Annotated in this window: 16 protein-coding genes and 1 riboswitch; all 16 genes read right to left on the reverse strand. The window is 67.1% G+C overall.

Annotation, left to right across the window (positions count from 1 at the left end; genetic code table 11):
- Nucleotides 1-74 precede the first annotated feature (74 nt).
- The 16 genes from MX659_RS07265 to MX659_RS07340 all read right to left on the reverse strand — a co-directional run bounded on the left by MX659_RS07265 (nt 75) and on the right by MX659_RS07340 (nt 21,986).
- The gene (locus MX659_RS07265) at nt 75-3,746 is read right to left on the reverse strand and encodes a cell wall-binding repeat-containing protein (RefSeq protein ID WP_267192809.1); all 3,672 of its coding nucleotides are present in this window, start codon (nt 3,744-3,746) and stop codon (nt 75-77) included.
- Nucleotides 3,747-3,816: 70 nt separating this feature from the next.
- Complete coding sequence (locus MX659_RS07270) at nt 3,817-5,118, reverse strand: NHL repeat-containing protein (RefSeq protein WP_267192810.1); 1,302 nt, start codon at nt 5,116-5,118, stop codon at nt 3,817-3,819.
- Between the two features lies 1 nt (nt 5,119).
- Nucleotides 5,120-5,962, reverse strand: a complete 843-nt coding sequence (locus MX659_RS07275; protein ID WP_267192811.1) for a hypothetical protein — start codon at nt 5,960-5,962, stop codon at nt 5,120-5,122.
- Entirely contained in the window at nt 5,959-7,416 is a 1,458-nt protein-coding gene (locus MX659_RS07280; RefSeq protein ID WP_267192812.1) for a hypothetical protein, read from the reverse strand. The genes MX659_RS07275 and MX659_RS07280 overlap by 4 nt, the downstream gene beginning before the upstream one ends.
- The gene (locus MX659_RS07285; RefSeq protein ID WP_267192813.1) at nt 7,401-8,570 is read right to left on the reverse strand and encodes a hypothetical protein; all 1,170 of its coding nucleotides are present in this window, start codon (nt 8,568-8,570) and stop codon (nt 7,401-7,403) included. Before MX659_RS07285 ends, MX659_RS07280 begins: the two co-directional genes overlap by 16 nt.
- Entirely contained in the window at nt 8,567-9,421 is an 855-nt protein-coding gene (locus MX659_RS07290) for a 4Fe-4S dicluster domain-containing protein (protein ID WP_267192814.1), read from the reverse strand. Before MX659_RS07290 ends, MX659_RS07285 begins: the two co-directional genes overlap by 4 nt.
- Before the next feature lie 14 nt (nt 9,422-9,435).
- Nucleotides 9,436-12,207, reverse strand: a complete 2,772-nt coding sequence (locus tag MX659_RS07295; protein WP_267192815.1) for a molybdopterin-dependent oxidoreductase — start codon at nt 12,205-12,207, stop codon at nt 9,436-9,438.
- 48 nt (nt 12,208-12,255) lie between these two features.
- Entirely contained in the window at nt 12,256-12,897 is a 642-nt protein-coding gene (locus tag MX659_RS07300) for a twin-arginine translocation signal domain-containing protein (protein WP_267192816.1), read from the reverse strand.
- Nucleotides 12,898-13,115: 218 nt separating this feature from the next.
- Nucleotides 13,116-13,235, reverse strand: a riboswitch (molybdenum cofactor riboswitch).
- A gap of 143 nt (nt 13,236-13,378) precedes the next feature.
- Nucleotides 13,379-14,893 (reverse strand): NHL repeat-containing protein, encoded by a 1,515-nt coding sequence (locus MX659_RS07305; RefSeq protein WP_267192817.1) that lies wholly within the window; start codon nt 14,891-14,893, stop codon nt 13,379-13,381.
- Nucleotides 14,894-14,911: 18 nt separating this feature from the next.
- The gene (locus tag MX659_RS07310) at nt 14,912-15,916 is read right to left on the reverse strand and encodes a tetratricopeptide repeat protein (RefSeq protein ID WP_267192818.1); all 1,005 of its coding nucleotides are present in this window, start codon (nt 15,914-15,916) and stop codon (nt 14,912-14,914) included.
- 21 nt (nt 15,917-15,937) lie between these two features.
- Nucleotides 15,938-17,542: a hypothetical protein gene (locus MX659_RS07315; RefSeq protein WP_267192819.1), complete on the reverse strand. Its 1,605-nt coding sequence runs from the start codon at nt 17,540-17,542 to the stop codon at nt 15,938-15,940.
- The gene (locus MX659_RS07320; RefSeq protein ID WP_267192820.1) at nt 17,535-18,776 is read right to left on the reverse strand and encodes a hypothetical protein; all 1,242 of its coding nucleotides are present in this window, start codon (nt 18,774-18,776) and stop codon (nt 17,535-17,537) included. Before MX659_RS07320 ends, MX659_RS07315 begins: the two co-directional genes overlap by 8 nt.
- 49 nt (nt 18,777-18,825) lie before the next feature.
- Nucleotides 18,826-19,731: a multiheme c-type cytochrome gene (locus tag MX659_RS07325; RefSeq protein WP_267192821.1), complete on the reverse strand. Its 906-nt coding sequence runs from the start codon at nt 19,729-19,731 to the stop codon at nt 18,826-18,828.
- A 3-nt stretch (nt 19,732-19,734) separates the two neighbouring features.
- On the reverse strand, nt 19,735-20,577 hold the full coding sequence (locus MX659_RS07330; protein ID WP_267192822.1) for a cytochrome b/b6 domain-containing protein: 843 nt from the start codon (nt 20,575-20,577) through the stop codon (nt 19,735-19,737).
- A gap of 167 nt (nt 20,578-20,744) precedes the next feature.
- Nucleotides 20,745-21,179, reverse strand: a complete 435-nt coding sequence (locus MX659_RS07335; protein WP_267192823.1) for an FKBP-type peptidyl-prolyl cis-trans isomerase — start codon at nt 21,177-21,179, stop codon at nt 20,745-20,747.
- A 66-nt stretch (nt 21,180-21,245) separates the two neighbouring features.
- Nucleotides 21,246-21,986, reverse strand: a complete 741-nt coding sequence (locus MX659_RS07340; RefSeq protein WP_267192824.1) for an RDD family protein — start codon at nt 21,984-21,986, stop codon at nt 21,246-21,248.
- Nucleotides 21,987-22,040: the final 54 nt, after the last annotated feature.

Here is a 22,040-nt window from a genome sequence, read left to right on the forward strand (position 1 = left end):
CATTCACGGTCGCACGCGGCACTCCTGCGCCATGCGCCTTCGCGCTGCGACAACGGCTCCTCTGGGGCACGCCTTTAGTGGTGGAGCAGGCCCAGCGCAACGTCGCGGACCGCCTGGCTCACGGCACCCGTACCGCCAAGGAACCGCAGCGTCCCGATCCAGTCGCGGTTGTCCCGGAGCGCAGTCCCCGTCTCCGGAGAGAGGACTGCTGGGTCCGTGAGCAGCATCACCGAGTGCGAGCGGCCTTGCAGCGCTCCGCCTGCGAGCGCGTCCGGGTAGTTCTTGCCGTTGGTGAGCGCGACGCTGTCCCACAAGAACCCCCACTCGGCCACGGCCGTCGCCGAGACCTTCACCGCCGTCTCGTAACGGTTCATCCCTTCGATACGCTCCACCGCACCCGCGCCGAGACGGCTCTTGAGCGCGCTCTCGTAACCGCTGCTCACGACAGCGGTCCCGCCAAGGATGACGCCCGAGGTAACCTTCGGGTCGATGTCGACCGCTGTCGTCGCCGGGTTCACGAGGTACACCGGCCAGCGCTTCGCCGCGGCGACCGGCGAGGCCGCGAGCGCGTCCGGAAAGTTCTCGCCGGTGGCGAAGAACGCTTTACCGTCGTACGAGGAGCCCTGCAGCCTGATGACCTCGGAGGCGACCGCGTTCGCGGTGAGGTAACGGTTTGCCCCGGAGACGCGCGTCGTGTCGTAACTGCTCTTCAGAGTGTTGTACACCGCGTTGCTCACGACGCCCGAGCCGCCGACCACGTACACTTTGAACTGCGTGCACGAGCCCTTGAGCCGCGCGATCTCTGTCTTGACCGCGTCTGGGAGCACGTCTTTCTCAGTGAGCAGCAGCGGCCCGCCGATAGCTCCGGCCAGCGCCGCGCCGCCAAGCGCGTCCGGCCAATTCCTGCCGTACGCGATCACCACGCCTGCGGCGCTGCCGGAGATCGGGTATGCCTCCTTCGACGCAGCGACGGCAGTGAGGAAGCGGTCATCGCCCTGGATCGGCTCCAAGGTGGAGAACGATGCGACGACGTCGAAGGCGGCCGTCTTCGGCGTCGCCTCGTTCCCCACGTTGTCGCGAGACGCACACTCCAGGACGTAGCGTCCCGGGCGCGTCACGTTCACGGTGGTCCCGCTCTGACGGGGCCAGCCGTTCAGCGACCACCAGGTCGACGCCACGCCAGAGCCGATGCCGTCATCGGCGGAGAGCGCGATCGTCGCGCTGTCTTTGTACGGCGAGAACAGGAGCGCCCAGGTGGACGGTGGAGTGACGTCGATGCGCACGCGTCTGTGGTACGCGGGGCTCCAGTTCCCATGGGTATCGACCGCGCGAAGGTGGAGCCACCACTCGCCCGTCTCGACGCCGCTGAGCGAGAGCGTCGACGCAACGGTGTCCACGACCTCGTCTGGAACGGTATCTGCGACTGCGTCGAAGGCGTACGAGAAACCGGCGACCCCGAACGAGTCGGACGCGGACCACGCGAACGATGGGTCCTGATCGGTGTACCACGCGTCAATGCCCGGATGCGTCGAGGAAGAGAGCGAGGTGATGACAGGTGGCGTGGAGTCGATCACGAACTGCACGGTCTTGGTGGCCTCTTCGTTGCCGGCCGCATCCACCGACGCGTACGAGAGCGTGTGGGTGCCGTCCGAGCTCGCCGAGACCACGGTGCCGGTGCCAGGCGTGCCGTCGAGCGTCCAGCGCGTGAGCGCGACGCCGGAGAGAGCATCGGCGGGCGAAAGCGTCACGACCACGGGCGTGCTCGTGCTGAGCGCGGAGGAGTCGTCGGTGGTGACTGGCGGCGTTCGATCGACGTGCACGGCACGCCGCTGCGCACTTCCCCACCTGTCGAGGACGTCCTTCGCCCGCACGCAGAAGTACCAGACGCCCTCGCCCGGAACTGTCACGGTGGCTTCGCCGGAAACGGTGTCCACTACCTGGTCTGGAACGCACCCAGCGTCCGGACTGAGCTCGTACGAGTACCCGACGACGCCGACGTTCGACGACGAGCCCCATGTGAAGCTCGCGCTCAACGAACGGTACCAGGCGTTCGCATCCGGGTGGGTGGCCGAGGTCAGGTCCGTCACCACCGGGAGCACCGTGTCTATCACGAACTGCACGGTCTTGGTGGCCTCTTCGTTGCCGGCCGCGTCCACCGACGCGTACGCGAGCGTGTGGGTGCCGTCCGAGCTCGCCGAGACCACCGTGCCGGTGCCAGGCGTGCCGTCGAGCGTCCAGCGCGTGAGCGCGACGCCGGAGTGCGCGTCTGCCGGCGAAAGCGTGATCGTCGCCGGACCAGGATAGAGGCTCGACGCGTCGTCGGTCGTCACCGGCGGCAGCGCGTCGATGCGCACCTTCAGGTGCGACGCCCCGCTCCAGTTCCCGTAGGCGTCGACCGCGCGCAGGTGGAACCACCACTCGCCCGTCGGCTTGCCGCTGAACGCGACGGAGGACTGCGTCGAGTCGATGCTCGTGTCAGGGACGGTGTCCGGCGAAGCGTCGAGCACGTATGAGAAGCCGCTGACCCCGGAGGCGTCGCTAGCGATCCACGAGAAGGCGGGATCGGTGTTCTTGTACCACGCGTCGGCGCTCGGGTGCGTCGGCGATGAAAGCGAGGTGATGACAGGTGGCGTGGAGTCCGGTTGCGCTCTCCGCCACGTGCTGCCGTCCGTCGTGAGCACCACCGTCCCGTAGCGGCCCACGGCCCACGCTCTCGTCCCGAAGCTCGTGATGTCCAGAAGATCGTTCGTCGTTGGGCTCGTCACGGCCGCCCACGTCGCGCCGCCGTCGGTCGTCTTGATGATCTTCCCGGCCGCGCCGACCGCCCAGGCCGTCGAGGAGTCGATCATCTCGACAGCGTACAGCGCCGAAGTGGTGCCAGAGACGCCCTCCTGCCAGGTGGCGCCGCCGTTGCGGGTGTAGAACACGCGGCCCTGGGCGCTCACGGCCACGCCGGTCGCCGTCGTCGCGAACGACACATCACGGAGCGCGACCGGCGCCCCGACCGACTGCTGCGACCAGGTGTTGCCGCCATCGGCAGTCGCGTACACGGTCGCGGTGGGCGTCGAGGGGAAGTAGTCGACGCCGACGGCCCAGCCCCGCGACGCGTCCACGAAGTCGATGCCGAAGAACTCGCCGCGGCCCACGTTATCACCGCCGGTATCGCCGCTCGGATCCGGATACCGGCACGGCCTGAGGACCGGAGCGGGGCTTCCACCGGGGATGCCCCAGTACGCACCGCCGTTCCCGTACGTCCGGTACACCTGTTCCGGCACGTAGGAAAGACCGCTCATCGGGCTGTAGCCGCCCGCCGCGAACGCGAGCCGGTCTGTCGGCCCGGGCGGCGCAGCGATGCGATCGATGCCGATGTACTCCAGGTACGGCTCTGCGGTCATCTCGGCAGTCAGGAGCTGCCAGGTCGCGCCGCCGTCGTTGGTGCCGAACGCCTTGCGGTCGTAGGTGACGGCCAGACCTTGCAACGAGTTCCAGAAGACGATGCCCCGGAAGTCCTCGCTCCCGCTGCGCACCACCGTCCAGTTGTCGCCCCCGTCCGTCGTCTTGGCGATCACGCCGTTCGCGCCCGCCGCGAAGCCCGTGCTTGCATCGAGGAACGTCACGGCCTTCAGGTCCACCGACGGGTTTGCGGCGAACGCGGGCGCAGGCGCAAGTGTGAGCGGCACCAGCCCGGACAGGATGCTCACGAGAAGAGCGATGCTTAGGCCGCGTCGCGCAGCCAGACCGTTCATGCGATGCACGTCCTTTCGGCGTTGCCGGCCGCCGCAAGGCGAGAGGAGCCCTTACACTGCTCGGATTCTATCACGCTTCCTGGTCGCCTGTAGCCGGCGCCTCCTCACGAGAGCCAGCGAGCAACTCCCGTTCCAAGAGCGCTCGGCGCCTGAGCGAGACCGACGAGACCGCACTTGCCGCAGCAACGAAGAAGGCGATGAGCGCCGCCCCGACGTACGGCGCGCGGTTGCTTGCGTCCACGTCTCCCTGCGGTCCGAATGGACGCTCGGCGTCAGCGGGCTCCACACGCCAGATCTGGATCCTCCGGTTGCCGGTGTCTGCGACGTACAGCCGTGTGCCGTCGGAGGAGAACGCGACGTCGTTCGGATACTGGAGACGGCCGGCCGTCACGCCGGCCTCTCCGACCCTGCCGACCTCGGTGCCCGAGGCGTCCCACATGACGATCGCCTGGCCGAGCGTGTCCACGCCCGCCACCACGGCCTTCGAGCCGTCCGCCGCTGGCACAGCGGTGAGACCTCTCACGAGCCCTGACAGGCTCACGACGCGCTTGAACGCGCCTGCGCGGTCGAAGACGACGACCCGCATGTTGTTGCTGTCCGACACCCAGATCTCGTCGCCGACGACCGCGACGTCGTTCGGGAAGTCCAACGCGACCGCGACTCCCGTGGACTCCATCGCCGAGCGCTCGCCCCCGATCTCGGCTTCGATGACGCCGCGTGCGTCCATCACGAGCACCCGATGGCGCGAGGCCACGTCCGTCACGTACACGGCGCCGGACGGGTCCGTCTCGACCCCGAGCGGCGCGAACGCCAGCGGCGGCGCAGTCGCCTCGCGAGCGCTTGCCGGCGCTGTCGCGGCAGCCGCCGCCTTCTCGCGAGGCTCGACCTTGCGCAGCGTGCCGCTCGCCGGCTCGAAGCGGTAGAGCGCATCGGCCTTGCGATCCGTGATGTAGACCGCGCCGCGCTCGCTGTCGCACGCCACGTACGCTGGGGCGATGAGCGTCCCGCTGCCGATGACGCTTTCCGGCACGCCTCGCTCGTCGAAGACCCGCACCACGCCGGCGACGGAATCGGCGACGTACACGCGCGACCCGCACACCGCCACGCTCACGGGGCGCCCGAGCGGCTCATCGCCTGGCGTCGGGAACGCGGCCTCGTAGTAGAGGCGCAGCCCCGCGATCTCGTCGGGCGCGCCGGGGACCGCTTTGAGCGGTTCGGGCATCAGGGCGAGCGAGAGCGCGCCTGCTGCAGCGCACGTCACTGCGACGCCGGCAAGGACGAGGGGGGTCCGCGCGGCCCTGTCCGCCCAGACCTGCTGCACGCGTCCGAGGACGCCGGCCACGGAGCGCGCTTTGGCCCACGGACGCGTCACGCTAGCTGCCGATGATCCCGCCGACTTTCAGCACCGCCGGCTTGAGGTCGAGCGGCTTGCCGGTCTTCACGTGCATCTCGATCGTCACCAGCAACGACCCGTCCACGAACGCGGCGGCCGCGAAGCCGGAGCGCGTACCGAACCTGCCGCTCTTGCCGGCGATCGTCACGGTGGCGAAGTTGTCGGGGTAGGTCTGCTTGAATGCGTCGAGGCCGGCGGCGGCGCGCTTCGCATCCACCATCTGCTCCACCGAGATGACCATCAGGTCCGCAGTGCCCGAAAGCGGGATGTAGTTGCGGGTGATCGACGCAGGATCGGCGGTGAGGCCCTGCGCGGTGTAGCCCTCGATCTCGTCTGGCACGTACTTCAGCAGGTTGGCGACCGGACCGACAGGCTCCTCCCCGTCCGACGGAGGCGTACCTCCCCCGCCGGCCGTCGAGGTCCCGGACTGCGAGCCGTCCGCCGACGGGCTCCCGCCACCTGAGATCTCGTCGAGCTGCTGCTTGGCCTTGCCCCCCGCGTACGTCGGATCCTTCGCGACGATCGCAGCGAGCTTCGCGCGCGCGGCATTCGTGTCGCCTTGCGCGAGCGCTTGCTGCGCCGCTTCCCACAGCCCAGCGAGCCCCTGATGGCGCTCGCAGGTGATCACCTTGGTCGTGACGGAGTACTTCGAGACGTCCTTGACCGGCACTTCGATCTCTTTGGTGTTGTCCTCGATGACCTCGCCTGCCGTGCACAGCACCACTTCGCCGGTGCGGACGGTCACCATCTTCCTCGCACAGCCCGTACCAGGAAGGGCGATGAGGAGAAGCAGAGCCACCACCACACGCACGGAACGCTTCACGAGACCTCACCTCTTCGTTGCGATGCCGGTCGCTCTGCCAACAGTAGCGCGATGGCGAGCGCGACGCCACCCACGGCCACGAGCATGCCGGGCGCGAAAAGCGGCCGGAAAGCGATCGTGGCGAACTCGCTCCCGTAGTCCACCTGGATCTCCCACGGTATCGCAGACGAGAGCGTGTGGAGCGGGGTGGACCAGACGAACGGCCATGCCGCCAGCCCTGCCGCGAGAGGAGTCCACGCGCGCGGGCGGCGGTCGTGGCTGCGCGCGACGGCGAGCGCCGCAACCGCGAGACCCACGGCGAGCCAGCCGCCGACGGTCTCCAGACCGAGCAGCGTGAACGACGCCTGGAACCGCGAGCTGTCCGCGCGTGTCGCAACGACCGACGCTTCGAGCGCGGGAAGCGCGAGCGAGACCAAGGACGCGATGAGCGCCACGACGGCTGCGAGCGACGCCCGGCGCGAGCCGGCGCCACGCGACGAGCTCTGCGCGCCATCCGACACGAGCGCAGCGCCTGCGAGGACCGCCACAGCGCCTGCAACGGCCGGCCCGAGCAGTATCGGCTGGATGCCGAACGGTTTGACGGTCTGTTCCACGACGGTGAACGCCGTCAGAAGAACGGCCGGCGTGAACCACGAAGCCGCCACGAGCGGGACCCCGCCGTGTCGAAGCGCGAACGACGCGCTGAGAGCGAGCGCCGCTGACGCTGCGACGATGAGCCACCACAGCAGCTGTCCCACCGCGTGGCCAAGAGCGGCCGCCTGCCACCGCGAGACGGCGAGTGCCACGGCCGCCGCCAGCCCTCCTGCGGCGGCGCTCGCTGCCGCAGCCATCAACCGCCCCTCGCGCCTCGCGCGATCAAGCAGGCGCCACAGCGCCGCCCAGAGCACGCCTGCGGCGACGATGGCCGCTTCTTCTGCCCGGTACCGCACGAACAGCGAGAACGAGCTCGGGCGCTCCCAGTTCGCCACGACGCCGGCCACACCGGCAGCGGCCACGATCGCCCCCGCGACGCGGGCCAGAACCGAATCGCCTGGCCGCAGCGATGCGACCGCAAGCAGCAGGCCCCACCCGGCTGTGATGAGGAACAGCACCTCGCTCCCAGATGGGGCGTCGCTGTAGCGGTTGGAGGCGACGAGAAGCGGCGCGGCCGCGAACCCGACAGCGCCGAGGAAGAACGCCACGGTGGCGTCTTTTCGCGAGGCGGCGGTGCCACGCCGAAGGCTCGTGGAGGCAAGAAGCCCGACACCCGCCCCTGACGCCGTTGCAACAGCCACCGCAACAGGCGCCAGCGTCCGCACCGCTGCTGTCGTGAGCGCGAACCACGCCGCCAGCGCGATTGCGAGCGCAAGGCCGAAGAGCAGGCCCGGCGAGAAGGAGGGGCCGGTCGCCCGGCCCCTCCCGTCGCTTCGGCCGCCATCAGGCTGGCCTGTGCGTGTCGCTACTTGTTGTGGCATGCCTCGCACACGTAGCGGTTGTTGCCGCGCAGCAGCGCGTTGCCGTCCTCAGGCGGGACACCGTTGGTGCCGGTGTCCGGCTGCGGGTCGAGCGGGTTCGCGATGCTCGCGTACCCCGTCATCACCGCGGACGAGCCGTGGGCGACGTGGCAGGTCAGGCAGTCCATCCAGTCCGTGGCGTCGTTGCTGGTCGCGTCGGTCCACCCGTCGTGCGCCAGGGGCAGCGGGTTGGTCGTCACGATGATCGACCGGTAGCCGGCGAAGTTCGACAGCGGGACGTTCACGGGGTGGCGGTACCGCATGACGTAACCGAAGCCGTCAGCGGCGTCGTAGGTGCTCTCAGCGCTCGTGTACTGCGTGTGGCACGCGGCGCACCACGCACTGATGCCCTTGCTCGTGTCCGCACCTGGCGCCTTGGCGTACCGAGGCGTCGTGTAGTCCGGCTTGTAGGTCGCCACCTGCGAAGCGCCTGGCTCGTGCAGCAACCAGCCGATTCCAGGATAGCCCTCCTCAGCCGATACGACGTACGGCTGCGGAGTCGGGTTCTGCGGATCGACGCTGCCGTCGTAGCCGCCGACCGTCACGCCGTTGACGGTGTCCTTGAGCAAGCGGTAGTTCGACGAGCCGTGCACGTCGTGGCAGACCGTGCAGGAGATCTGCACCTGCGTGCCGCCGACAGAGATGATGCCGTCGCGGCCGGTGGTGCCACCGCCGTAGGCGACCCACGTCGTCCCGTTGGGGTAGTGGATCGTCGGGAACACGGCCGGGTCGAAGCCGCCGCCGTTCAGAGGCTCCCCGAACGTGTTGTACGTCCGGTCGGAGCCGGTGTCGGCGCCGTCGTCGGCCTCGAAGATGCCGTCGTACACGTTGGTGTCAGCACCGAGCATCGCCGAGCCGTGGCAGGTGTAGCAGAACTCGTCGATCGTCGTCGCCGTGCCGAGAAGCAGGGCGGACTGGTTCTGCGAGTTCAGATCGACCCACGTGATCGGGCTGGCCGCGGTGTGGGCCCGGTGGCAGCCTGCGCACGCATCGGTGCTCATGGTGTAGCTGCCGTGGACCGAGTAGTTCGCGAATGCGACGCCGGGCGCGAGGAGCAGGCCGGCTGCAACCGCGACAGCGAGGATCGCAAGCGCATGTCGCTTCACAGTCTTCACACCTCCTCTTCGACGCCTGCTGCCAGCGCCTGCCGGCGAGCGATGACGGCCGCGAGGCCGCCCGCCAGCAGAGTAGGCACGAGCGCCGCTTTAGCGAACGGACCGGAGACCAAGGACGAGATGAGCGGGGTCACATGGTCTTCCACGTACGGATCTGCCTTCGGCGGAACGAGCAGGACCTTCCGGCTCGCCCAGAACATGCTACCGTCTCCGACCGCGGAGATGAAGCCGTTGGCCGGATCGTTGATGTAAGCGATGATGTTGTCGCGCGTGTCCCACATCATGGCGCGCGCCGGGCAGGTGAACACGCAGCTCGGCTGGTGCGCTTTCTCGGGCACAGCGGCGATCTCCTCTGCAGTCGCCTTGGTCGGCAACGGCGGTCCGTAGGAGGGGATGAGGCTCTCGCCTGCGCCCGCACGGCCGTAGCACAGCGTGCACTTCCACGCCTTGGCCGTCGAGTACAGGTCGGATCCGACGCCGATCTTCGGATAGCCGCCGCGGCCGCAGTCGATCTGGCACTGGTAGATGCACTTCACGCCGTTAGCGTTCGTGCCGCCCGGATTACACTTCTCCGGATCGATGGCCACAGCGCCGTTCGGCATCTTCTTGATGGCGCCGAACGGGCAGCGCTTCTCGCACGGCGGGTTGGAGCAGTGCCAGCAGCTGAACCGCATGAACGGCCCCATGTCGACGCGCTTCTGGGACTTGATGATGACCCGCTGGTCCGGAGCGGTCTTGTGGACGCCCGGGTTGAGGGCCTTCATCTTCCAGGTGCGCTTGCAGGAGATCACGCATCCGTTGCACCGCATGCACTTATCGACGTCCTGCAGGATTGCCATCACATTACCCATTGCTCATCACCTCCTTAAGCCTTCTCGATCCTGCACAGGCAGACCTTGTACTCTGGGATCTTCGTGTTCGCGTCCCATGAGTCGATGCACAGGTCGTTCGCACGCGATCCGGTGCCGAGGCCGCGATCGCCCCAGTGCCACGGGATGGCCACGACGCCGGGAGCCACACGCTGGTTCGCCAGCGTGCCGACACCGACGCGCGCCTTGAAGCCCTTGGCCCAGCCGGAAACCGTCGTCCGGCCTTCCTCGTCTCCCGTGCTGTTGGACCGTGCCGTGATGACGTTGACATAGTCGCCGTCCTTGATGCCGTACTTCAAGGCATCGACCGAGTTAAGCTCGATCCACGGCTCGGGCTCCATCTCCACGTTCCACGGGTTGTTGCGGGTGATCGGGCCGCCCTGGAAGTGCTCGACGCACCGGATGGTCGTGAGCACCAGCGGGTACTGGTCGACCGTACCGACCGGGGTGGTGACCCCGACCGTGCTGAGCAAAGAACTGCCGTTCGCGGTGTTCTTGCCCCAGCGGGCGACCAGGTCAGGCCGCGGCGACTCGTACGGCTCGGTGTAGGCCGGGAAGCGGCCGGGCAAGATGTGCGGATCGCCGATGCCGGTGTCCGGCGTGTCTGCCAGTGTGCTGTACTTGCGGTACAGGCCCGACCAGTCCGCAAGCAGGTTCGTGTTGTTCACGAACAGGCGCGCGAGGTAGCCCGGCGCGACGAAGACGTCTGCCACATCGCCCGAAAGCTCGCCGTTGTTGTAGAAGATCCGGCGGTTCAGGAGCCACGCCCAGCCGTACCGCGGGTACTGGAGCGAGGTGCCTGCGAGGTCGCCGTTCCGAGACTTCGCACGGTTGGCCTTGCCCCAGCCAGCGCCGACGGAAGGCTGCACATCGTCGGTGTTCGTGTTGTAGCCGGACGCAGAACCGTTGCCGGAGTAGATCCACAGCGTGCCTGCGGGGCCGCTTGCAGCGTCGAGCGGAGAAGCCATCTCCTTGAAGATGTTCTCGGCAACGACCTCGCTGCCGTACATCAGCACGCCTTCGGCGTCTGGCGCCGACAGGCTCTCGAAGTCGGTCGTGCCATCCCACCCGTACTTGGCGTACAGCACCGTCCACGGGTCAGCACCTGCACCGCCGTTGTACAGCGACAGCACGGCGGTCAACGTGGCCCACACCGCCTTGATGTGGTCGAAAGCACCAGCGGCATTGAGCGCCTTGGCGAAGCGGAGCAGCAGCTCGAGGTCGGACTTGCTGTTGCCCTTCGGAGCACGCGCACGGTCACGCCACTGGATCCAGCGGCCGGAGCTCGTGACGGAGCCGGCTTCCTCCACGTGCGAACAGGCGGGAAGCAGGTACGTCACGCCGGTCGCCTTGCGCTTGCACTGCGCGGTCTCCGTGGCGAACATGTCGACCACCACGAGCAGGTCGAGGTTCTCAAGACCCTGGCGGACAGCGCTCTGGTTCGGCTCCGTGACGGCGGGGTTCTGACCCCAGACCACGGCTGCCTTCACTTCTCCCGTGATCATCCGGCGGAACGCCTCGATGTGCTGGTAGCCGTTGCCCTTGGGCCAGCATGCGTACAGCGCGTCGAAGTCCGTACCGGTCACGTCGCGGTTGCCAAACCACTCACGGGTCATGTTGTAGAAGCCGCGCTGCTGCAAGCCGAGCTGCGATGGGTCGTACGGGTCCTTTGCTCCGGTTCCGACGACCCGGTTGCCGAACAGGCCGTTCGAGTAGTCGGGATAGGCCTGGCCGACGCCAGGGTTGCCCGAATAGCCCGGGATGAGGTCGAACAGCAGACCCATGTCGGTCGAGCCCTGGACATTGTGGATGCCGCGCAAGGCATTGATACCGCCGCCCGCACGACCCATGTTGCCCATGAGCGTCTGCGCGATCGCGTACGTGCGGATGCCCTGCGAGCCGGTGGTGAACTGCGTCGCGCCCATGGCGTACATGATGGTCGCCGCGCGGTACCCTGCGGCCGTCGGCGTCGCGGTCGCTGCGCCGAAGTCGATCGACGCGAAGCGGCTGTTCTCGATCCACGCTTGCGCGACCGCAGCGATGTCGGCCTCGGTGCAGCCGCAGATGTCGGCGACCGTCGCCGCATCGTACGGCGCCAGGTGTGAGCGCAGCTTCTGGAACACGCAGTCCGTGTCGTCGATGTTCGCAGCGAACTCCGGCATGTTGGAGAACGTCCAGCCGCTCGCGGTCTTGAGGATCACACGCTTGTAGTCGTCACCAGCAGCGTTCACCTTCGCACGCGAGTCGCAGTACTTGGGCCAGCCGTTCGCAAGCGGCGCCGCATACCAGGTGGTCCCGCCGTCGCTGCTGTACTCAGCCGTCGCCAGCTCAGCAGAGCTGAGGGTGCGCGACACGCCTGTGTCGTCGATGAACGAGCGGGTGAACGAACCAGAGTTCGACGCCGTGGTGTTGTGCCAGGCGAAGAAGTTGATCGACTTTTGATCCGTCGGATTCGCATACATCCAGTCGATGATGGCCTTCATCACGCCGTTCATGAACGCGATGTTCGTGCCCGGACGGATGCGGACGTAGCGGTCGTGCTTGCGCTGGTCGTTCGGGTTCGACGCATCATGCGGCACGCCCGTGAGGCGCGCGGTGCGCGTCTGCCGCGGATCGACGACGATCAGCCCCGCGTTGCGCCCGCGGCCGTACGTGTCGAAGCGCGCGTGGTTGACGTGCGCAATGGAGGCCGGGTGGTTCTCAGCGGGGTTGGCGCCCAGCACCAGGAAGAGCGTGGAGTTGTCGAGGTCGACCCAGTTGTTGGTCATCGCGCCTCGTCCGAATGTGCGGCCAAGACCGGCCACAGTGGACGAGTGTCATATACGGGCCTGGTGCTCGACGTTGCTGGTGCCGAAGTTCGCGACGATCTTGCGGTACAGGTAGTTCGCCTCGTTGCTTATGTGCGACGAGCCGAAGAACATGACCGACTTCGCGTTCGAAGCCGCCGTGCCTCCCGGCGTGACCGCACCGCGGATGGCGACAAGACCGGTGTGGTTGACGCCGTCGCCCGCTGCGATCTCGGTCATCGCGTCGTCGAGCGACATCTCGCTCCACGGGCCGTTGCCGATGCGCTTCCACGCGCGCCCGGTGAAGTCGTAGCCGTCGACCGCCGCCGTGTGCTCCGGGACGCCCAGGCGCCTCGGGTTCGTCACCAGCTGGTAGGAGCCTGCGCCCTTGGCGCACAGGCCGCCTCTGCTTGTCGGGGAGTTCGCGTCGCCGTAGATGTCGAGCACGGTGCCGTCGGCCGCGACGTCCACCTTCTGGCCGCACTGCGCTGAGCAGTACGGGCAGGTGGTGGTGTAGGTCGCTGCGACCTCAGCAGCATTGGCTCGAGACGGCGTGAACACGAGATCGGCGCCGGCCGCCCCGACGACAGCCGCTGCGGCGCCGGCCTTCAGGAAGTCGCGCCGAGTGAGCTCGAACTTCCCTCCAGTGCCTTGTTTGTCGTGTGTAGCCATACCCTTACCTCTCCGTTCAGTCGGTACTCCTGCGGGTCTTCCGCACCGAGTCCTTCGGTCCACACTCGACTACCTCGCCAGCGCCACCTCCTTCCTTCGGCCGTCATCGGGGGGAAACAAAGACCGGCCAGCACGCTCGCATCGGCGTCTGACCGGTCCTGTCGTCCGTATACGGCCTCCCTTACCCACATCGCGCACACATCGGCCCTCGTGAGGGCCTCCGGCTGCGCTCGTCCCCTTTCCGATGCGGGAGGCGCCGCGGTTTCCCACGACACCCTGTCGGCCCGAAGTCCGTGGCTTTCGCTGTAGGCGCTTGGGGCTCGGAGACGTCAACGGCCTTCTTCTGTTGCGTTCGACAGCGCCTGCCGGGGCCCCTGTCGAACGAGAGCTTGTAACTGTGATTACAAGACTCCGCCTACAAGGCTACCGCCGACAATGCGCGGTGTCAACAACTTGTTGTCGAGAATCCTGGATCCGCGGCTCACCGCTTCGCCTTCCTGTCTCGCTCATCTACGAAGCTCGCTGCGTCGTACACCTGTGCGTCGAGCGCTCGGGCCACGCGCGCGAGCTCGGAGTACTGCGTGCCGAGGCGCCCGACGCGCTGCACGAGCGAAAGCAGGATGGCCGTATCGCGGTCGACGCCGGTCTTCTCGATCAGGTCCGCCACGTCGGATTCGGAGTGCGGCTCCCCGACGAGCAGGTCCCCGAGCCGCACGCCGCCGAGCACCGCGTCGGCGAGCCGCTCGTACTCAGAGTTCGGGACGATGAGCCGTAGACGCCTCTCTTGGAGCGCGTCCATCCGGTCCATCGCAGCGACCGCTTCGAGGAAGTCCTCGGTGACGACGATCTTGCGCTTCCGGAACGCAAGCGGCAGAAGAAGCAGCAGCAACGGCGAGAGGCACAGGCCCCACTGGGCCGGCTTCTCAGGGGGCGTGACCGGCGGCACCACCGTGGTCGGCCACCCCCACACCTGGACTTGGTGGTTCTCGCGGTCCGTGATGTACATGCGGCCGCGCTTGTCGAGCGCGATGTCGTTCGGATACTGGAATTGGCCGGGACCCAGACCGGGCCCGCCGAAGGACACAAGGCGTTTCCCTTCCAGGTCGTACGCATCGATCATGTGTGCGAGCGGATCGACGACGAGCAGGCGCTGCTCGCTGTCGATGACCATGCCTCGCGGCGTGCCGGACACCGGCAGGATGCGCAAGAACTGCCCCTGCGCATCGAAGACCTGCACCCGCCTGTTGTTGCCGTCCGCGACGAAGATCTCACCTTCAGGCCCGATGGCGATGCTGTTCGGGAAGTAGAACGAGCCCGGCGAGTCCGTCATCCGGTTCGCCTGCACCGTCTTGCCGAAGCGCAGCACCTCGGTGCCGTCCTGCTCGAACACGAGCACGCGGTGGCCGCGGGTCTGACCGACGTCGCAGACGTACACCTTCCCGTCCGGACCGAACGTCACCGAGATCGGCGCCCACGTCTTGGCCGCGTCCGACTTCGGCACGAACCTGCGTTTGAAGACGCCGTCCTTGTCGAAGACGAAGATCCCGCGGAGCAAGCGGTCCGTGACCCAGATCTCGCCAGACGGGCTTTGCGCGACGCGGCCCGGCTGCGCGAGGTGCGTGGCCTCATCGCTCGTCAGCGCACCGAAGCTGAAGAGGTACGAGCCGTCGGTGCGGTACACGCGCACGACGTCGCTCTTCAGGTCGGTGACATAGACCCGGTCGTCCTTCGTCACGTACACGCCGATCGGCTTGGCGAGCGCATCTTTGCCCGCCGGTCCCGCGATCGCATACAGGAACTCCGGTGGCTGCACCGCTTGCGTACCGCCGGTCACGAACGGGATGGGGAGCCGACGGTTCGCCTGGTAGTAGAGCGCCGAGTACGTCAGGAGCGCGAGGAGCAGCACCAGCACAACGAGCAGGATCGCTTTCCTGCGCTTTGCTCTGCGCTCTCTGTCTGCGAGGTACCGGTCGAGCCGAACGGATACATCAGCCACGTTGCACGCTCCGAGGTCTCACTTCTTCTTCGACAGTGCTTCAAGCGCCGCGACCGCTTCCGGATCTTCCGGAGCGAGCTGCAGCACCTTCTCCCACGCGTCGGCCGCGTCCTTCGCGCTTCCCAGTTCTTGCAAGAGCCGTGCCTTGATGCGCGCAGCGTCCACGTTCTTCGGGTCGAGCGCCGCAGCGATCCTGGCCTGTTCGAGCGCCGCCTTCTTGTCGGTGGCGAGCAGCGCTTCAGCCTTCGCGAGCCTCTCCGAGAACGGCCCGAGCTTCTCCAGCTCCTTGAGCGGCTCCGGTTGCCCCGGCGCGCCGTCGATCGCTCGACGGAACGCCTCCGCCGCCCCAGCGAGGTCGCCGTCTTTCACCAGCAACCGCCCGAGGTCGTAGTTCGCTTCCGGCAGCAGCGGATCGAAGGCGAGCGCGGTCTCGAGCTCCTGGCGCGACTTGTCTAGGATGCCGAGCTCGCGGTACGCCACCGACAGCGCATAGTGCGTGTCCGAAGCGTCGCGCCGGATCCGAAGCGCCTCTTTGAGGTAACCGGCGGCGTCCTCGTACTGCTTGCGCTTGATGAGCGTGACGCCGAGGTAGTAGTACGCACGCTCGAGCCGTTCGTCGGCACCGGCGATCTGCCCCCCGCTGAGCTTGTCGACGATCCGCCGGAAGTAGCCTTCCGCAGTCGCCCACTGCTGCTGCTTGAGCGCGATCATCCCCAGACCCTCGAGCGCGACGGGGTTGTCCTCGTCGAGCTTCAGCGCGGCCTGGAACTGCTCGATGGCCTCGTTCAGCCGGCCCTGGCCGGCAAGCGCCTGTCCGAGCAGGATCCGCGCGTCAGGGTTCCTCGGCTCTCTCCGGACGGCCTCGGCGAGGGTGTCCACGGCGCGCGCGGCGATCGTGGTTGTCTGCGTGCGCCGTTGGTAGTCCCAGGCGGTGTACGCCAGGTACAGCAACGCGACCACGACGAGAGCGGCGACTGCTTTGAGTGCGACGTCGAGCTGGCGGCTTGATACTCGGAACTTCACGGGACTGGTCACTCCTGCTCGTCAGATCTTCAGGTCGGTATGGCAGCGTCGGCAGAGCTCGGAGCCAGGCCACGGCGCTATCTGGAGCCGGTTCACGTCGAGGGCGCCGTGGCAATCATAGCAGGCGCGCAAGTCGTGCGGGCCCGAGAGCTGGCTCGTGACGTGCACCTCGGAGAAGCCGAACCCGATGTGGCACTCCGAGCACTGGTACGGCTTGCCCTTCTTCTTGGCCACGTCGAAGTGCACGGCGTGCTCCGCGAGCGGCGCGTTCTTGATCTTCGTCGCCGGCTCCGTGCGCATCTCCGGATGGCACTTCACGCAGTTCTCGCGCACGAGGTCTACGGAGCGCACACCTTGATGGTGGCATTCCTGGCAGGTGCGGCGGTCTTTGTGGCAGACGTTGCAGTCCTTGCCGAGCGCTCCGTTCTGCTTCGAGTGCGCGGCGAGCCAGTCCGCCGGGTGCGGCATGGCGGTCTGGTGGCACTTCGTGCACGACGGCGAGTCGTGGCACACGGCGCACAGCCCTTCTTGCGCCAGGTACCGGCCGCCGTGGTCGGTCCGCCACTGCGTCTTCTTGTGATCGGCAGGCACGACCTTCGGGCTGACGCGCCCGTCGGCCATCTTCACGCCGCCGTTGTGGCACTTCACGCAGGCGCTCGACTTGTGGCACATCGAGCAGTACGTCGGCTCGCTTCGGGCGCGGTCGCGGTGACCGCCGCTCAGGAACTGCTTCGTGTGGTTCGCCGGAACGAGCTTGAACTCTTTCGGGTGGCACGCACTGCACGTCTCCGGCGCGACTTCGCCCTTGTCGCCGTGCACGAGTCCATGGCAGCGATAGCAGTCCAGCATCGAGTTGTACAGCGTGCCCTGCGGCTGGTGCGGGAACTTCGGATGGCACGTCACGCACTTGTACGCACGCTTGAGGTGGGTGTCGTGCGTGAAGATGATGCGGCCCGGCGTGATGCCGTTGATGTCTGCGTGGCAGAAGACGCACTGCCCGACGGTCACAGGTTCGTCGACGTCGATGAGCACAGATGGCTCGTCGGGCTTCACGGGCACCGTGCGGAGGTACACGGCGGGCATCGGCCCGATCCCCGGCTTCTCGCGCGCATGGCACTCGTCGCAGTCTTCTTTGGGCTCATGGCAGAGCAGGCAGCCGTTCACGTTCGGCTTCGCCGCGCGCGCGTGGGGCTCCGCCTTCCAGTCCTTGACGTGCGAGGCCGGTCTGAGCGGGAAGTCCTTGGTGTGGCAGTCGCGGCAGGTCCCGCTCGCGATGATGCCTGACGGACCGTGCGCAAGACCGTGGCACGAGAAGCACGTCTGCATCGTGGGCCGCATCGTCGTGCCGTCGCGATGCGGCGTCGCTACGTGGCACGCGGAGCACTCCACAGTGAGGTGCGACGCGTGGCTGAATATCAGACCCTGTTGTTTCGCCGAGCCGATCGAAGGGTGGCACGGCATGCAGTTGCGCGGCTCGATCGGGCCGGTGAGGTCGATCGGCGGCGTGTCGGTCTGCGTGAGCGCGGTCTCGGAGGCGCCGGCGACGAAGGCGGCCGCCAGGAGCGCGGCGGCCGCCACCTTCAGAGATCGCCTCCACACGACGCTCGCACGCATCCTGTCAGTCACGACCTCCGAGTATCGAGCCGACGAAGCGCAGCAGGCCGTTCTCCTGCCGCACGACCACCTTCTTGTGGATCAGGTCGCGCGAGGCGCGGACGAACGATTCGCTCGAGTCCTTGTGCTGGTGGCACCGCGCACACGTGGCCGGGAGGTTGGCCGGGTCGACCGGGGACGCGGGATCGCCAGCGGCCTTCACGTCGTGCGCATCGTGGCAGTCCCAGCACGCGGGAGCGTCCTTCGCGCCGCGCTTGTACGCAGCGCCGTGGTAATAGTCGCTGTACGAGTCCCAGTACTCCTTGTGGCACGTCCCGCACATCTGCTCAGCGGACGCGTGCAGCGCTTCGCTCGCTTCTTTCGTGTCCAGCCGCTGGATGTCGTGGCCCCCGTGGCACGAGCCGCACGTGGCGGAGCGGAGATTGCCCTTCGCGATCTCTTTCGCGTGCACCGAGGTCGCGTACGCCTTCGCCTGCGCGTCGTGGTCGTGGCATTCGGCACACGCAAGGCCGGCGTTGATGTTCCACAGCGGCGTGGGCGCCTGCACCTCGGCGTACGCGAAGTCCACGTGGCACTTCTGGCAGCTCAGGTCGCGGTGCGCCGAACGCTCGAGGCCGGTGACCTGGAACGACTTGATGCCAGCGCTCGTGGTCCGCACGAGGTTCGGGCTTCCATGGCACGCCTGGCAGCCGGTGCCCGCATCGTACACGAACGGGACCGGCGGCTCCCACTGGACGCCCGTCTTCAGATGGCAGTCGTCGCACTCCTTGCGCGTATGGCACATCGCGCACTTCGTGGTGAGCTCATCGCGCGCCGGCTGCACGTGCGGCTTCTCCGCCCAGTCCTCGGTGTGGAACGCAGGGCGCAGCGGCTTGCCGGTGGCGTAGTGGCAGTCGAAGCACTTGCCTGTAGCGAGGACGCCCTGAGGACCGTGGTTAAGCGCGTGGCAGTTGAAGCACTGCTTCATGTCCATCTTGAGCGTGCCCTCAGGACGGTGCGGGAACTGCGTATGGCAGCTCGAGCACGCGTACGTGATGTGGTTGCCGTGGCTGAACTTCACCGGGAACGTGGCCGGCGTCTTCGCCACGTTGCCGTGGCACGGAGCACACTTGTCGGCGAAGACGGTGCCGCCGATGTCGATCGTCAGGCCATACGCGGTCGCAGCCCACCCGAACGACACGCACGCGAGCACCATCGCAACGAGCGCTGCCGAGACAAGCCTGCCGGAGCGTGTCTCTGTCTTCACTGTCCTGTCCCCTACCCTTCTCGCACCTCGGATCCTCTGAAACCGTCACTCAGCCCTTCAGCACGAACCCGAACAGCTTTCGCAGCAGTCGGTACACAGGGTTGTCCTGTTTCGCTTGGCGCTTCCCGTGTATGGCGTCCTTATACGACGACACGAAGTCTTCGTCGACCGTGCTGCGCTTGTGGCACCCTTCCTGGCCGCAGGTCTCGACGAGGTTGGCCTCGCTCACGCGAGACTTGCGGTCCTTGGCCGGCAGGATGTCGTGCCAGCCGTGGCAGTCCCAGCAAGCAGGAGCATCTTCCGCTCCACGCTTGTACGCCGCGCCGTGGTAGTAGTCGTCGTAACTGTCCCAGTAGTCCTGATGGCACCGGCCGCACACCTCCCAGCCCGACGCGTGCATCGCGGCCTGTCCCGCCTTCGATTCCGTGAGCTTCTGGATGGCGTGGCTCCCGTGGCAGTCACCGCACAGCGGCTTGGATTCCTCCACGCTCGCTCGCGTGCCCGTCGCGTCCACAGCACGCTGGTGCGCTCCCTTGCCGAACGCCACGAACTGCTCGTCGTGGCAGTTGCGGCACGCGGTCTTCGCAGTCACTTGCCAGGCGACGTCGGTGTCGTGCGGCAGTTTGTACGCGAAGTCCAGATGGCACGCGACGCACTGCTCCTTGCCGTGAACCGAGGATCCGTACTCGTCAGGCGCCACGTAGTAGCTGGTGATCTTCCCGGCCTTCAGCCGTACCAGGTCGGGATCCCCGTGGCACACCAGGCACCCGGACTTGCTCTGCGTCGGCAGCGTGAAGTCGAGGTCGTAGCCTGACGTCGCTGACCGTGACGCAGGCACCGTCGCGACCAGCGATGGCGTTTGCGCATGCGCCGTCCCCGCCCACGCGGCGACGGCAACCAGGCAGAGCGCGAACGCTCGAGCAGGCCCCCAGTTTCCTCGTGCTCGAGTCGTCACGAACTAGTCTCCTTCTGCGTGGGCGGCTGCAAGTCCGGCCCGGGCATCCTCATGCTCGTCGTGGTGGGCGTACGCGTCCGGATAGACGGTCATCTTCTTGATGCCGAAGAAGTCGAGGGAGCACGGAAGATCCTCGGCAACAGCCAGATACATGTGGACCGTGACAAGGATGATGAACACCCAGTTGATGCTGTAATGGATGATGCGGACCCACGCCCCTGCCAATGCGACGCTGCCGGGAAGCCACCCGAGAAGCACCTCGCGAGGCGAAAGCCCGAACAAGAACGGCTGCGTCAGGAGAGCGATACCCGTGATGCCCTGGAACAACATCAGCACGGCGAACAGGTCGTAGGTGATCTTCTGCATGACGTTGTACTTCGCGACGTGCGGCTTCTTGTTGCTGAGGTAGAAGTAGTACATCGCGACGCCGATCATCGACTGGAGATCCTTCTTGGTGATGGCGAACTCCTTGTAGTCGCGCTCCTTGGAGAAGAACGCGTACCACAGCCGCCAGAAGTAGTTGATGCCCACGATGAACGCCGCAACGTAGTGCAGGTAGCGCATGGCCGTCCGGCCGCCATCGAAGAAGGGGAACCGGATGTACATGCCAGAGAACGCGAGCAGGCCCATCATAGCCAGGTGCTGGAAATGCATGAACTTCGGCAGCGCAGGCGGCGCCCAATCGTGCTTCGGCCACTCGTGATCGACCCACTTCTTCTTGAAGCGTCCGGTCGGGATGCCGAGCACGAACAGATGCACCACGAAGAACGCTACGAGCACCAGCAGCCAGACCGTGGTGAACACCACGTCGAGCCACACGTTCACTTGAGTCAGCAGAATCGCCAACACCCCCTACCCGTCCGGTGCGGCCTTATGGCCGCACCAACCAACCACACGTCCGCTGGAGCCTGCGAGGCCGCTTCGCCGGAACGCGCCTCGCAGCTTGTAACGCCTGCGACAAGCGTACGGTTCGCCGCATGAGCGTGTCAATGCGAGCGTGGCGGGGCTCACGCTTACCGCTCGACTATCTCCACCAGTTCTATCTCGAAGGTGAGTGTCCTGCCCGCGAGGGGATGATTGAAGTCGAGGGTGACGGTCATGAGGTCGTCGCTGATGGCGCTCACGGTGGCAGCGAGCTGCGAACCGTCGTCAGCTATCACGCTCACGACGTCGCCGATCTCCGGCGCAGCCTCGCCGAACAGATCGATCGGCACTTCCTGGACTGCCTCCTCGTAGCGAGGGCCGTAGGCCTCTTCGGGCGGGATGGTCGCGACGGCCTTCTCGCCGACCTCGAGGCCGAGCACCGCTGCCTCGAATCCAGGGATGACGTCGCCTTCGCCGAGCGTGAACAGAAGCGGGGCGCGACCTTCGCTCGCATCGAAGACCGTCCCGTCTTCGAGCATGCCGCGGTAGTGGACGGTGACGGTGTCACCTGAGCGTGCTGGCATCGTGAAGCCTCCTGTCGCCTCGTGCGGACCGATGACTCGCCCGGCTGCGGGCGACCATGCGCTACCCTATCCCGACACGCCCGCTCCGTCAATGCGGTCGCGAAGGCCGGCGAGGTCCGCAAGACGGCCGGCGACCACCGGTTCGTCCCACCCAGGCTGCGGCGTCTCGCCGTACAGCGACAGCAGTTCCACGGCGACCTGCCAGCGGGCTTCCGGCGTGAGCTGCGGGCGGCGCGCGAGGAACTCGGCCACGAGCGCGTCTTCCGGCCGAAGCATCGTCACCGGGTCGGGAAGCGCGAGGTCCTCTGCGTCGCGGACGACGACGGTCCCCGCAGCCATGTCCCCGAGCCGCTTGCCAGACTTCGACAGCAGCGCTGCCACGATGCCGACCGCGTAGTACCCGGGCAGCATGTCGACGATCCGGAGCACGTTGCGGATGACCGAGTCGGTGAAGCTCACCGGCCCGCCGTCGTCACGGACGACCCTGATACCCACGCGACGTTTGCCTGGCGTGCGACCTCCGCGCAGCACCTCGCCGAAGAGGAAATAGCCCCAGTAGGTGACGAATGCGGCAGCGAGAGCCGCTCCCAGCACCCACGGCGTGGCGACCGATGCGCCTGCCGCTTCCAGGAGCGACGCGACGAGCACCGTGACGCCGCCCTCGACGAGCACGATCATGAGAAGCAGCGCTGTGTCGATCACGATCGCGGCTCCGCGCGAGCCGATGCCAGCAAGCTCGTACGAGAACGCCACGGCCTCGGGGGTCTCGACCAACAGCGTGGACGGGTGTCCCTGCTCGCCCGGCATCCTCGCTCCTCACTTCGTGGCCGCAACGCGGCAAAGCCACAACGATGCTAGCAT

Source organism: Parvivirga hydrogeniphila, from assembly GCF_023371205.1.
Classification (GTDB): domain Bacteria; phylum Actinomycetota; class Coriobacteriia; order Anaerosomatales; family Anaerosomataceae; genus Parvivirga; species Parvivirga hydrogeniphila.

Coding starts and splice junctions, on each gene's coding strand:
- MX659_RS07300 (WP_267192816.1), bottom strand. CDS start 12,897: ATGGCTACACACGACAAACAAGGCACTGGAGGGAAGTTCGAGCTCACT.
- MX659_RS07340 (WP_267192824.1), bottom strand. CDS start 21,986: ATGCCGGGCGAGCAGGGACACCCGTCCACGCTGTTGGTCGAGACCCCC.
- MX659_RS07265 (WP_267192809.1), bottom strand. CDS start 3,746: ATGAACGGTCTGGCTGCGCGACGCGGCCTAAGCATCGCTCTTCTCGTG.
- MX659_RS07335 (WP_267192823.1), bottom strand. CDS start 21,179: ATGCCAGCACGCTCAGGTGACACCGTCACCGTCCACTACCGCGGCATG.
- MX659_RS07295 (WP_267192815.1), bottom strand. CDS start 12,207: ATGACCAACAACTGGGTCGACCTCGACAACTCCACGCTCTTCCTGGTG.
- MX659_RS07290 (WP_267192814.1), bottom strand. CDS start 9,421: ATGGGTAATGTGATGGCAATCCTGCAGGACGTCGATAAGTGCATGCGG.
- MX659_RS07280 (WP_267192812.1), bottom strand. CDS start 7,416: ATGCCACAACAAGTAGCGACACGCACAGGCCAGCCTGATGGCGGCCGA.